General features: G+C 70.6%; 11 protein-coding genes. 5 read left to right on the top strand and 6 right to left on the bottom strand.

The window, feature by feature from the left end:
- Positions 1-43: 43 nt before the first annotated feature.
- From C6Y14_RS26665 to C6Y14_RS26680, 4 genes are all read right to left on the bottom strand, one after another.
- A complete protein-coding gene (locus tag C6Y14_RS26665) occupies positions 44-805 on the bottom strand; it encodes an SDR family oxidoreductase (protein WP_107019557.1) in 762 nt (253 codons plus the stop codon).
- Between the two features lie 104 nt (positions 806-909).
- A complete protein-coding gene (locus C6Y14_RS26670) occupies positions 910-1,362 on the bottom strand; it encodes an HD domain-containing protein (RefSeq protein ID WP_107019558.1) in 453 nt (150 codons plus the stop codon).
- Positions 1,363-1,481: 119 nt separating this feature from the next.
- Entirely contained in the window at positions 1,482-2,114 is a 633-nt protein-coding gene (locus tag C6Y14_RS26675) for an MBL fold metallo-hydrolase (RefSeq protein WP_107019368.1), read from the bottom strand.
- On the bottom strand, positions 2,111-3,199 hold the full coding sequence (locus C6Y14_RS26680; RefSeq protein ID WP_107019369.1) for an S-(hydroxymethyl)mycothiol dehydrogenase: 1,089 nt from the start codon (positions 3,197-3,199) through the stop codon (positions 2,111-2,113). Before C6Y14_RS26680 ends, C6Y14_RS26675 begins: the two co-directional genes overlap by 4 nt.
- A gap of 367 nt (positions 3,200-3,566) precedes the next feature.
- Between C6Y14_RS26680 and C6Y14_RS44615 the strand changes: the two genes are divergently transcribed.
- A complete protein-coding gene (locus C6Y14_RS44615; RefSeq protein ID WP_199854864.1) occupies positions 3,567-3,737 on the top strand; it encodes a hypothetical protein in 171 nt (56 codons plus the stop codon).
- 217 nt (positions 3,738-3,954) lie between these two features.
- On the top strand, positions 3,955-4,440 hold the full coding sequence (locus C6Y14_RS26685) for a GNAT family N-acetyltransferase (protein ID WP_107019370.1): 486 nt from the start codon (positions 3,955-3,957) through the stop codon (positions 4,438-4,440).
- Between the two features lie 356 nt (positions 4,441-4,796).
- Here the strand turns inward: C6Y14_RS26685 and C6Y14_RS26690 are convergent, their stop codons facing one another.
- Positions 4,797-6,149 (bottom strand): amidase, encoded by a 1,353-nt coding sequence (locus tag C6Y14_RS26690; protein WP_107019371.1) that lies wholly within the window; start codon positions 6,147-6,149, stop codon positions 4,797-4,799.
- A gap of 342 nt (positions 6,150-6,491) precedes the next feature.
- On the opposite strand from C6Y14_RS26690, the gene C6Y14_RS26695 reads away from it, so the two are divergent.
- Both C6Y14_RS26695 and C6Y14_RS26700 read left to right on the top strand, forming a co-directional pair.
- Complete coding sequence (locus C6Y14_RS26695) at positions 6,492-8,315, top strand: family 20 glycosylhydrolase (protein WP_225891294.1); 1,824 nt, start codon at positions 6,492-6,494, stop codon at positions 8,313-8,315.
- A 53-nt stretch (positions 8,316-8,368) separates the two neighbouring features.
- Complete coding sequence (locus tag C6Y14_RS26700) at positions 8,369-9,925, top strand: alpha-L-fucosidase (protein ID WP_107019373.1); 1,557 nt, start codon at positions 8,369-8,371, stop codon at positions 9,923-9,925.
- A gap of 158 nt (positions 9,926-10,083) precedes the next feature.
- Here C6Y14_RS26700 and C6Y14_RS26705 read toward each other — a convergent pair whose 3' ends face one another.
- Positions 10,084-11,151, bottom strand: coding sequence for a LacI family DNA-binding transcriptional regulator (locus C6Y14_RS26705; protein ID WP_107019374.1), 1,068 nt, complete (start codon positions 11,149-11,151; stop codon positions 10,084-10,086).
- A gap of 246 nt (positions 11,152-11,397) precedes the next feature.
- On the opposite strand from C6Y14_RS26705, the gene C6Y14_RS26710 reads away from it, so the two are divergent.
- Complete coding sequence (locus tag C6Y14_RS26710; protein ID WP_107019375.1) at positions 11,398-12,681, top strand: ABC transporter substrate-binding protein; 1,284 nt, start codon at positions 11,398-11,400, stop codon at positions 12,679-12,681.
- The last annotated feature ends 5 nt before the right edge of the window (positions 12,682-12,686 follow it).

Here is a 12,686-nt window from a genome sequence, read left to right on the forward strand (position 1 = left end):
CCCCGCGCCCCTGACGGGTGAAGGGCGCCTCTCAGGGGCGTGCCTAGAGGGTGCGGGCTCGGCGGACTCTTGTGCCGCCGTCCACCAGTAGGTCCGTGCCTGTGATCCAGTTTGCTGCGGTCGAGGTCAGCCACAGGACGGCCCGGGCTATGTCCTGGGGGTCGCCCATACGGCCCAGGGGGAGGTCGGTGGCCGGGTCCTGGTTCGGGCGGTCCCAGACGAAGCGGGCCATCTCGGTGCGGACGAGGCCGGGGGAGACCGAGTTGACGCGCACCCCCGGAGCCAGTTCGCCCGCCAGTTGCTGGGTCAGGCGGAGCAGGGCCGCCTTGCTGGTGCTGTAGGCGCCCAGGCCGGGGCCGACGTGGGTCGCTCCCTCCGTGCAGATGTTGACGACCGAGCCGCCGTGCGCGCGCATCCAGGCCCGCCACGCGTGCTGCGTCAGCCGCAGCGGGGCCTCGACGTTGACCGTGAACGCCTCGCGCCATCGGTCCGGGTCGGCGTCCATGAGCGGGCCGTAGGGCTGGTTGGTCGCCGCGTTGTTCACCACCACGTCGATACGGCCGTACTCGTCCATCGCCAGCTCGGTCAGCCGGTGCAGATGGGCCGGGTCGGCCACGGTGCCCGCCAGGCCCACGGCGTCGCCGAGCCGTGCGGTGGCCCGGGCCAGCCCGGGTGCGTCCCGTGCCGTGACGCACACCCGCGCGCCCGCCGCCACGAACGCCTCGGCGACGGCCAGCCCGATCCCGCGCGAGGCCCCGGTGACGATGGCGACCCTGCCCTCGAATCCGTGCGGCGACGGCGACATCATCCGCGTACCGTCTCATGACGGTCCGTCAGGTGACAGGGGGCGTCGCCGGTGAGCGTCGAGCAGGGCCTCGTGGCCTCGTGGTGGAAGGGCCGGTGGAGGGGTCAGTCGACCGCGCCCAGGCGGGTGTGCCGGGCCGAGACGAGTTCCAGGACGGTGCGCCAGTCCTCCAGCACTCCGGCGTCCAGGCCGGCCGTACGGGCGGACTCGTCGGCCTGGCGCAGGATCAGTACGTCCTCACTGATCCGGTTGTCCGGACTCTCCCGGTGGAGGCGTACCAGACCGGCGACCCGTTCGCCCAGCAGTGGCCGGACCGCGTCCGCCGTGAGGTCGGCGTGGCCCGTGGGGTCGCCCGGCCTCAGCAGGTGGCCGATGGGGTGGACCAGTCCCGCCACCTGGAGTTCCTTGTCGGCCGGGCGGCTCCGGCGCAGCAGCGCGGCGGTCTGCAGGGCGTGATCGTGCAGATCGACCGGGGCGCCGCCGAGGCAGGCGGTGCCCCGGGCTCCCCGGCAGGCGTGCAGCAGATCCATCAGCTCTTCGACTCTGCGCAGCTCCATGCGCCAGTCCTCCCTGCGGGCGAGAAAGGCCGTCGTCTCGCGCCAGCAGATCATGGCCAGATTTCAATCGGGCCAACGGGAACTGAACTGCACGCCTGTCCGAAAGCTAGCCGGCTCGCTCAGTGGCCCCTGTCGATCCACTCCTGGAGGTTCGGGGCCTCGGCGCCGACCGTCGTCGTGTCGCCGTGGCCAGTGCGGACCACTGTGTCGGCGGGCAGGTCGAGCAGGCGGGTCCTGATCGACTCGACGATGGTCGGGAAGTGGGAGAACGATCGGCCCGTCGCGCCGGGGCCGCCCTGGAAGAGCGTGTCGCCCGTGAAGACGGTGTCCAGCTCCGGGGCGTACAGGCACACGGCCCCCGGCGCGTGACCCGGCGTGTGCAGGACGGTCAGCTCCACGCCTGCCACGGTCAGCTTCTCGCCGTCGGACAGCTCGCCGTCCGGGAGGCGGTCCGGGTGCGTCTGCTTCCAGAGCGGGAGGTCGTCCGGGTGGAGCAGGATCGGGGCGCCGGTGCGGGCCGCCAGGGCCGGGGCCGCGTCGATGTGGTCGTTGTGCGCGTGGGTGCAGATGATCGCGCGCAGGGTGCGGGTGCCGAGCGCCTCCGCGATGGCGTCCGCGTCGTGCGCCGCGTCGATGACGACCGCCTCGGTGTCGTCGCCCACGATCCATACGTTGTTGTCGACGTCCCAGGTGCCGCCGTCCAGGCTGAACGTGCCCGAGGTGACCAGGTGCTCGATGCGTGCGGTCGTCACAGCTCCACCACCGATCGCAGGACGTCGCCCTCGTGCATGCGGTCGAAGGCCTGCTCGACGTCGTCGAGCGTGATGGTCTCCGTCACGAACGCGGCCAGGTCGAGCCGGCCCTGCTGATGGAGGTCGATCAGCATCGGGAAGTCCCGCGAGGGCAGGCAGTCTCCGTACCACGAGGACTTCAGGCTGCCGCCGCGGCCGAAGACGTCCAGCAGGGGCAGTTCGAGCTTCATCTCCGGGGTGGGGACGCCGACCAGGACCACCGTGCCCGCGAGGTCGCGGGCGTAGAACGCCTGCTTGTACGTCTCCGGGCGGCCGACCGCCTCGATGACGACGTCCGCTCCGAAGCCGCCGGTCAGCTCGCGGATCGCCTCGACCGCGTCCGTCTCCTTGGAGTTGACCGTGTGTGTGGCGCCCATCGTGCGGGCCTTCTCCAGCTTCCGGTCGTCGATGTCGACGGCGATGATCTTCGCGGCGCCCGCGAGGTTCGCCCCCGCGATCGCCGCGTCGCCGACGCCGCCGCAGCCGATGACGGCGACCGAGTCGCCGCGGCCCACGTTGCCGGTGTTGATGGCCGCTCCGATGCCGGCCATCACGCCGCAGCCGAGCAGGCCCGCGACCGCGGGGGACACGGACGGGTCGACCTTGGTGCACTGGCCGGCCGCGACGAGGGTCTTCTCGGCGAAGGCGCCGATGCCCAGGGCGGGGGAGAGCTCGGTGCCGTCCTCCAGGGTCATCTTCTGCTTGGCGTTGTGGGTGTCGAAGCAGTACCAGGGGCGGCCGCGGAGACAGGCGCGGCACTGGCCGCAGACCGCTCGCCAGTTGAGGACCACGAAGTCGCCGGGGGCCACGTCGGTGACGCCCTCGCCCACGGACTCGACGACGCCTGCCGCCTCGTGGCCGAGGAGGAAGGGGTACTCGTCGCTGATGCCGCCCTGCTTGTAGTGCAGGTCGGTGTGGCAGACCCCGCAGGCCTGGATCTTCACGACGGCCTCGCCGGGACCCGGGTCGGGGATGAGGATCGTCCGGATCTGCACCGGCTCGTTCTTTCCGGGGGCGATGACACCGCGTACCTGCTGGGCGGCCATGTCGGGCTCCTTCACATGGACAGTGGGGCGCTGATCATGTTGGCACAGGGCCGGACAAGTGCGTCATCGCCTGTGGATAACTGAGGACGACCAGGGATGACTCCAGATGGTTACACCTTGTTTTCAGCCCCATCGAGCGGCGGGCCGCTCATTTGGTTACTCTGTGCGGGACGGACAGCTCATTTGGGTCCCACCCACACCCACGGTCCGTCCCGGGACAAGCCAGTCACCACGGCCTGCTCTCTTGCGAGTTGACCGGCGCCACCGCGTCCGAAGTGCCCTTGTTCAGACCCGAGCGGACGCAGGCGACCGACAGCGGAGTGGTCCTGTGCGCCCCGAGGGTGACCCGACACATAAGGAGTGCGCGGTGACACCGGAGACGACGAATCCCGATCAAGGCCTCAAGGAATGGACAGAGGTCACGGACCGGGCGGAGAAGCTCGGCAGCCTGGACGTGTGGGCCAGGTCCGCGCCCATCCGGCTGGCGGGCTACGAGGACGATCTGGCCGAGCCTCACATCCTGCCCAGCGTGGACTGACCGCCGGGCGGCACCGTCAGATGTCCTTCCGGGGCGCCTGGCGGCGGTGGGGGGTCGGGGCCGTGCCGGTACGTCGAGCCCGTCGCCTTCCGGGTGTACTGCCCCAAGAATCGAAGAGCTCGGTCGATTGCAGGAGCCCTATGCGACGGGCTGCGACGTACCGGCACGGCCCGCTCCCGTGGTCTCGCGGGTGCCGGGTCGTGCCAGACTCGTATCCATGCTGATCAGAGACGCCGTGGCCGACGACTGGCCGCGGATCTGGCCTTTCTGGCACCGCATCGTGGCCGCCGGTGAGACCTACGCGTGGGACCCGGACACCTCCGAGGAGGATGCCCGCGCCCTGTGGATGGCGCCGGGGAAGCGGGTGTTCGTCGCCGAGGAGGAGACCTCGGGGGCCGTGCTGGGTTCCGCCTATGTCACCCCGAACTACGGCGGGCCCGCGGCCGATGTGGCCAACGCCGGGTTCATGGTCGACCCGGACCGGACGGGGCGGGGCGTCGGCCGGGCCCTGGCGGAGCACGTCCTGCGAACGGCCGAGTCCGACGGCTACCGGGCGATGGTCTTCAACGCCGTGGTGGAGACCAACCCGGCCGTGAAACTGTGGACATCGCTGGGCTTCGAGATCGTAGGCACGATCCCGGCAGCCTTCACCCACCCAGCCCACGGCAGAGTCGCCCTGCACGTCATGCACCGAGCACTCTGACCGACCCAGAAACCGACCCAGAAAAACCCCTCGACGGCTATCCACCGGGCCGCCCACCTGCTTTTAGGGGCGCGGGGAACTGCGCGGCCAGCCCCCACCGACCCGCACCCGGCGGGCAACCGGCGAGGCTCCCGCTTCGGCGGCGCAGCAACTGGGCTGCCAGTCTGCTTTTAGGGGCGCGGGGAACTGCGCGACCAGCCCCCGCCGGCCCGCACCCGGCATGCACCCGGCGGGCACCCGGCGAGGCTCCCGCTTCGGCGGCGCAGCAACTGGACTGCCAGTCTGCCTTTAGGGGCGCGGGGAACTGCGCGCTCAACCCCCACCGGCCCGCACCCGACCTGCAACCCCTACCCCCCCTACCCTCCTACCCCAAGCGGAGCAACCCGCGTCCAGGGCCGCAGCCCTTCCAACTCCCCGGCGACCCGCAGAAGAACCCCCTCACTCCCCGGCCGCCCCACCAACTGCACAGCCCCGGGCGCACCCGACGGCAACACCCCGAACGGCACCACCATCGCCGGCCACCCCGTCAGATTCCACGGCGGAGTCAAGGGGGAGTACGCGGTGTTGACCAGGACATTCCGCAACCACCCCCGCTTGTGCCATGCGGCCGCAGCCGGCCCCCGCCGCGCCAGCGCAGGCGTGAGCAGCACATCGTGCTCCGCGAAGAACGGCGCGAGCCGCTCCCGCAGCTGCTGCCGGCGCACACCGGTGCGTACCGAGTCCACGAACCGCCGCCCCACCCCCGCGTGCACCCGCGTCCGCGGCGCCAGCCGCCGCGGGTCGAGCCCCTCCGCGTCCACCGCCGTCCCGGCCGTCCAGTGCGCCAGCGAGGTCGTACCCAGCCACACCGGATACGGCGGGTCCGCGCGCCGCACCCGATGCCCCGCCCCGGCGAGCAACCGGGCCGCCGAACGCGCCGAGGCCGCGTAGGGCCGCGTGACGGCGACCCCGGCGAGCGGGCTGCGCACGGAGACGGCGACCGAGAGAGCGGCGTCCTCCTCGGTGCGTACGGCGTCCGTGGCGGCCAGCACCGAGAACATCAGCCGGGCGTCCCCGACCGTCGTCGCCAGCGGCCCGTTCTCGGACATGCCGAACCAGTCGCCGTGCCCGATGCCCGCCGGAATCACCCCGTGGCCCGGCTTCAGGCCGACCAGGCCGCAGTTGGCGGCCGGTATCCGCAGCGAGCCCATGCCGTCGTTGCCGAGGGCCAGGGGGACCATCCCCGCGGCCACCGCCGCCGCGCTGCCGCCGGAGGAGCCGCCCGCGGTGCGTGTGGTGTCCCACGGGTTGCGGGCCGTGCCGTACACGCCCTCCGTGGTGCCGAAGACACACAGTTCGGGGACGTTCGTCACACCCACCACGACGGCTCCCGCCGCCCGCAGCCTGGCCACCGTGACGTGGTCCTGTGCCGCCGGGGTGTCCGGGCTGGCCGCGCTGCCGTTGCGGGTGGACTCGCCGCGTACGGCCAGGTTGTCCTTGACCGCCACGGGTACGCCCGCCAGGGGGAGGTCGGCCAGGTCCGCCCGGGACCCCACCTCGTCCGCCTCGGCGAGCGAGGCCGCCGCGCGTACGTGGCGGAAGGCGCCCACGCGCGCGTCGAGCAGCTCGATCCGCGCGAGGTGCTCGGCCACCACCTCGCGAGGAGTGACCCGCTTCTCGCGGACGGCGGCGGCGATCTCGACGGCGGTCCGGCCGGCCCAGCTGGTCACGGTGGCTCCTCGGGGCAAGGTCATGGTTCCACTGGCAAGTACGGGAAGCACTGTGCCCCGGTGCGGGCCGTCCCGTCGAGGGTCGGCCGGTGCCGACTGCGCTTGGACATTCGGTCCGGTCCTCTTGGACTTTTGACGCCGTGTGTTCCCGGCCGTACGAGTGGAATGGCAGGTCATCCGACGACTGGTCGAACTCGGGCCGCTCGGCACCCCATTGACATGCTCTGTGGGCGGCTTAATCATCACACCTCCGATGAATGGGAGGTGCCCGTGAGTACGGACGTCAAAAGTGGTTGCCCGGGCGGGAACGCGCGTCCACGGCGGTCCCGGCTGGGCGGTCTCGTGACGGCGCTCCTGCTGCTCGGGGCACCGGTCTCGTCCGCGGGTGCGGCCGAGCAGGGCGGAGCGGCCGGTTCGCCACCTCCTGTCACCGTTCCCGCCCTGAGCGACTGGACGCCGGAGACTGGCCAATACGTGTACGAGCGCGGCGCACGCCTTGTCGCGGACGGCCGGGCGGAGCGCCATGTGGCCGACACCCTCGCCGACGACCTGCGCGCGGCGGGCCACGGCACCGTCCCGGTCGTGAGCGGGGGAGCGCGCAAGGGTGACATCGTTGTCGATGTCTCGCCCGGCAGGGCCGCGCTGGGCAAGGAGGGGTACGAACTCCGCGCGGGCGCACGCCTGTCGGTGACCGCCGCCACCGAGGCAGGTGCCTTCTACGGCACGCGGACCGTTCTGCAACTGCTGGCGCAGGGGCACCGGTTGCCCGCCGGACGTACCGTCGACGTGCCCCAGTACGAGGAGCGGGGCGTCGGTGTCTGTGCCTGTTACGTCCACATCACCACCGAGTGGCTGGAGAACCTCGTACGCGACATGGCGTACCACAAGCTCAACCAGCTGCTGCTCGAACTGAAGGTCAAGAGCGACGCGCACCCCGAGGCCAACACCTGGGGCTACTACACCAAGGACGAGATACGCCGGCTCGTCGCCCTCGGCGAGAAGTACCACGTCAGTATCGTTCCGGAGATCAACTCCCCGGGGCACATGGACCCCTGGATCGAGAACCGGCCCGACCTCCAGCTCACCGACTCCGACGGCAACAAGCAGCCTTCCCGGCTCGACATCACGCGCCCCGAGGCCTTCGCCTACTACACGAGCCTGATGGACGAGTACGCGCAGGTGTTCACCGCCGGGTCCTGGCACATGGGGGCCGACGAGTACATGCTCGGTTCCGACTTCGCCAAGTATCCGCAGGTCCTGGAGTACGCCCGGGCCAAGTACGGCGCGGACGCCACCCCGCAGGACGCCTTCATCGACTTCGTCAACCGGGTCCACTCCTACGCGGCGGACAAGGGGAAGAAGCTGCGCATCTGGAACGACGGTCTCACCGGCGCCAACACCGTGCCCGTCACGGCCGGTACGACGGTCGAGCACTGGCTGGACGTGGCGACGAAGCCCAGTCAACTGCGGGCGGATGGACACCCGTTGATGAACGCGGCCTACGCCCTGTATCTCGTGCGTGGTGGCTTCCACTCGGACACCAAGGGTCTGTACGACCAGAGTTGGGATCCGCGCAGCTTCGAGGGGGAGAAGCTCGCCTCCCGGGAGGGAATCACGGGGGCGAAGATCAGCCTCTGGCCCGACAACGGCCGTGGCGAGACCGAGAACGAGGTCGCTGAGGACACCGATCCGGCTCTGCGCCACCTCGCCCAGGCCACCTGGGGCCCACCCCACCCGGATGCCACGTACGCGCAGTTCACCGCTCGCGCGGCTGCCGTGGGCCACGCGCCCGGTTGGCGCGACCTCACGCGCGTACCGGTCGCCAACGGCACGTACACCTTCCGCTCGGGGGCCAGGAGCGTCACCGCCGAGGTCGAGCGCACCCCGGACGGGTACGTGACCTTGCGCGCTGCGAACGGCTGCCTGGAGGTGCGGGGCGGCAAGCTCACGCTCAACGTGCCGCTTCAGCCGGGAGTCGAGGTGTCCGAGCAGGCCTGTGATGACGCGAACACTTTGCAGCGCTGGCAGTTGGCGCCGGTGAAGGGTGGCTATCGGCTCGTCAACGCGATCACGCAGATGGCTGTGCATGTGAGTGACGGCGGACGGCTGGTGCAGTATCCGCCGGACCAGCGGGGTGCCGCCGTGTGGAAGGTGACGGCCGCGTGACCCGGAACCTCACTGTCCCCCACCTCTCCCCCTGACCTGAGGAGTGCGACCCCATGGCAGTCTCCAGACGTCTCTTCCTCACGGCCGCCACGGCACTCGTGGCGTCCAGCGGTACGTCGCCGGCCCTCGCGCCCGCCGCCTCCGCGGCCCCTCTTCCGCCGGACGAGCCCTGGTACCGGATCCCCGTCAGCCCCGACGACTCCCCGGACGAGCTGGTTCGCAAGGCGTCCCAAGTCCGGCCCACGGAGCGGCAGATCGCCTGGCAGGCCCTCGAACGCACCGCCTTCCTGCACTTCGGGGTGAACACCTTCACCGGCCTCGAATGGGGTACCGGGGACGAGGACCCCGACGTCTTCCAGCCGGTCGGCCTCGACACCGACCAGTGGGCCCGAGCCCTGCGTGACGGCGGATTCAAGCTGGCCATCCTCACCGTCAAGCACCACGACGGGTTCGTGCTCTACCCGTCCCGCTACACCAACCACTCGGTGGCAGCGAGCAGTTGGCAGGGCGGGCAGGGAGATGTCCTGCGGTCGTTCGCGGACTCCATGCGGCGGCACGGGCTCAAGGTCGGCGTCTACATCTCACCGGCCGACGAGAACCAGTACCTGCACGGCGTGTACGCCAACGGCAGCGCCCGCTCCGAGCGCGTCATCCCCACTCCGGTCCCCGGGGACGACCGCCCCGACGGCCCGACCTTCACCCTCCCGGCCACCGACTACGGCGCCCACATGCTCGACCAGCTCCACGAGGTCCTCACCGAGTACGGGCCGGTCGACGAGGTCTGGTTCGACGGCGCCCAGGGCCGTATCCCGCCGGACAAGGTCGAGACGTACGACTGGGACAGCTGGTACACGCTCATCCGGACCCTCGCGCCGGACGCCACGGTCGCCGTGTCCGGACCCGACGTGCGCTGGGTCGGCAACGAGGGCGGGCTGGCCCGCGAGAACGAGTGGAGCGTCGTACCCGTCCAGGAGAAGGCCAACGGGCGCATGGACTTCGCGCTCTCGTACGACGCGCCCGACATGGGCGGCCGGGACGCCCTGGTCGCCGCCCGGCCCGTGGCCGACTTCCTGCAGTGGTGGCCCGCGGAGGCCGACGTGTCGATCCGGGACGGCTGGTTCCACCACGCCGACCAACAGCCCAAGTCCGTCCAGCAGTTGACGGACATCTACTTCGGCTCGGTGGGCCGCAACGCGGTCCTGCTGCTCAACATCCCACCGGACGACCGGGGCCTCCTCCCGACCACGGACGTGACCCGCCTGCGGGAGTTCCGCGAGCGCATCGAACGCGAACTCCCGGGAGACCTGGCCCACGGGGCGCGCGTCACCCGGACCCCGGGCACGATCACGGTGGACCTGGGCCGCTCCCGCGAGGTGGACCGCATCCGCCTGGCGGAGGACACCCGGCACGGCCAGCAGGCGGAGTCGTTCGTGATCGAGACCCACACCGACGGAGCATGGAAACAGGTGACAGAGGCAGGCACGATCGGCGCCAGCCGCATCCTGCTCCTACCGACCCCGGTACGAGCACGCCACTGGCGAGCACGGGTGACGGCCTCCCGCCACACCCCCCACCTGGCCAGGTTCGAACTGCACCGCTCCCACCTCTGAGAACAAGGGCCCCGCCGCTTTTAGGGGCGCGGGGAACTGCGCGACCAGCCACGACGGACCCGCAGCCGACGACGAGCCCCGCCCCGAAGGGGCAAGGCCCCGCAGGGGCCGGTGGGGCTGGCCGCCGCACCGCGACAACCACCCCCGCTCACCCCCGCTCAAGCCCCGCAGGGCCCGCAGGGCCCCGTACTGGCCCGTTCGATCAGCCCCGGCACAGGCACCCCCACAGCCCGCGCAGGCCCCCCGTCCAGCAACGACGTCAATTCCGCGGCAGCGACCCGCCCGAACGCCACCGTGTCCCGCGACAGCGCCGACAACCACGGCTTCACCATGCGGCACAGCGCGGAGTCCTCCCAGGCCACGACCGACACGTCACCCGGTACCGAGAAGCCCAGCTCCGTCGCGGCGGCGACCCCGGCGACGGCCATCACGTCGTTGTCGTAGACCAGCGCGGTCGGCGGCGCCCCGCCCCCCAGCACGCCACCCTCCAGGACGCGGCGCGTCACAGCCGCCCCCTCCGCGTCGGAGTAGTCCGTGGTCACCGAACACACCTCGGCGAGCCCACGCCGCTCCGCCTCGGCCCGCAGCGTACGGATCCGCCGCTCCGTGTGCGCGAGACCGGGCAGCCCCGCGATGTGCACGATCCGCCGGTGGCCGAGTTCGTACAGCCGTCCCACCACGGACGCCATCGCCCCCGCGTCGTCCGCCCAGACCGTGGACAGACCCGGATGCCGCGCGTCCGGCGCCCCGCCGATGACCACCGCCGGCAGTCCCAGCTCGTCGAGCAGGTCGGGCCGCGCGTCGTCGGTACGCGGGTCGACGACCAGTACACCGTCCACGCGGTGCTCGGCCCACCAGCGCCGGTACACCGCGCACTCGTCGTCGACGTCCTCGACCACCTGGAAGAGCAGCCCGAGATGACGCTCGGCCAGCACCTCCTGTATGCCCGAGATGAGCTGCAGGAAGAACGAGTCCACGCCGAGCGTGTCCGCGGGCCTAGCCAGGACGAGCCCGACCGTCGCCGTGCCCTCGCCGGACAGCTGGCGCGCCGCCGTGCTGGGCCGCCAGCCCAGTTGTTCGGCGACCCTGCGCACCCGGTCCCGGGTGATCTCGGAGACCCCGGGCCGGTCGTTGAGCGCGAACGAGACCGCACTCTCGGAGACCCCGGCGCGCTGCGCGATGTCCTTCATCGTCGGCCGGCGCGCGGGAGACCGCTTGGCTGGCAACCTTGCTCCCCACTTCGTTGAAGCCCTGCTCAATGACGCTATGCACTAAAGCGCTTGAGTCGGATCACTCTAAAGCGCATTAGTGATCCGCTGCAAGAGGTGTCTTCTGGTGCCTCTGACCTGGTGTTATGTCGAACTAATGAATTTAGCGGGGCGGAATCCATTGACTTCCCCGCCGCGCAGGATGCAAGGTCTGCCCGTCACCCCTGACCCACACCGTCGCAAAGGAGCCCGGTCACCGTGCGCATGCCTCGCAGAGCACTCGCCGCCGCTGTCGTCGCCCTGGTACTGCCGCTCAGCGCCTGCGGTTCCGGGGGTGACGACAGCGGTTCCACGGACGCCTCCGGCAAGGTCGAGGGCGACATCACCTTCCAGACCTGGAACCTGCGGGCCAACTTCAAGCCGTACTTCGAGGGTCTGGTCGCCGACTTCGAGAAGAAGTACCCCGGTACGAACGTGAAGTGGGTCGACCAGCCCGCCGAGGGCTACGCCGACAAGATCAGCGCCGACGCGGCCGGCGGCACCCTGCCCGACGTCGTGAACGTCTCGCCCGACCTCGTCGCCCCGCTCGCCAAGGCGGGCCTCGCGCTCGACCTCGACAAGGCCGCCGCGAAGTACAAGGAGGAGTACCTGCCGGGCGCGTGGGCCAGCCACGAGATACCGGGCACGGAGGGCACGTACGCCTTCCCGTGGTACCTGAACACCGGCCCGCTCTTCTACAACAAGTCGCTGTTCAAGGAGGCCGGCCTGGACGCCTCGAAGCCTCCGAAGACGTACGACGAACTCTTCGACAACGCGCTGGAGCTGGCCGACAAGAGTGACGGCAAGGTCGCGACGCTGGCGAACGTGCCCACCATCGAGGACTTCGGCCGCTACGGCGTCGAGCTGATGAACAAGGAGGGCACGGCCTTCGCCTTCAACGACGCCAAGGGCGTGCAACTGCTGAGCAAGTACAAGGAGTTGTACGACGCCAAGGCGCTCGACTCGCAGGCGCTGACCGCCACCCCCGAGTCGTCCGGGAAGAAGTTCCTCACCGGGGCCGTCGCCATGAACCCGGGCAGCGCCCTGGACCTCGGCAACTTCAAGAAGCAGGCGCCGAACCTCTACAAGAACATCGGCATCACCGACCAGATCACCAGCACCGGCAAGGTGAACATGTATGTGATGGGCGTGATGGTGAACGCGCAGACGAAGCAGAAGCCCGCCGCCGTCGCCTTCGCGCACTTCGTCACCGACGCGCAGAACCAGATGTCGTTCGCCAAGAAGGTCGCGATCTTCCCGAGTACGGCCGGTTCGCTCGACGATCCGTACTTCACCGAGGAGGACGGCACCGATGAGACCCGGGTGCGGATCGCCGCCGCCAAGTCCCTGAAGAACGCCGTCAATTACACGCCGGTCCTGTTCAGCGAGCAGATGAAGACCGAGCTGCGCAACTCCGTCGCCAAGGCGCTCCAGGGCAAGGTGAGCCCGAAGGAAGCCCTCGACAACGCTGTCAAGGCGTGTGACCGCCTGCTCCAGCAGCAGGGCTGACCGAC

The organism is Streptomyces dioscori (assembly GCF_003024195.1).
In the GTDB taxonomy this organism is placed as follows: Bacteria; Actinomycetota; Actinomycetes; order Streptomycetales; family Streptomycetaceae; genus Streptomyces; species Streptomyces dioscori.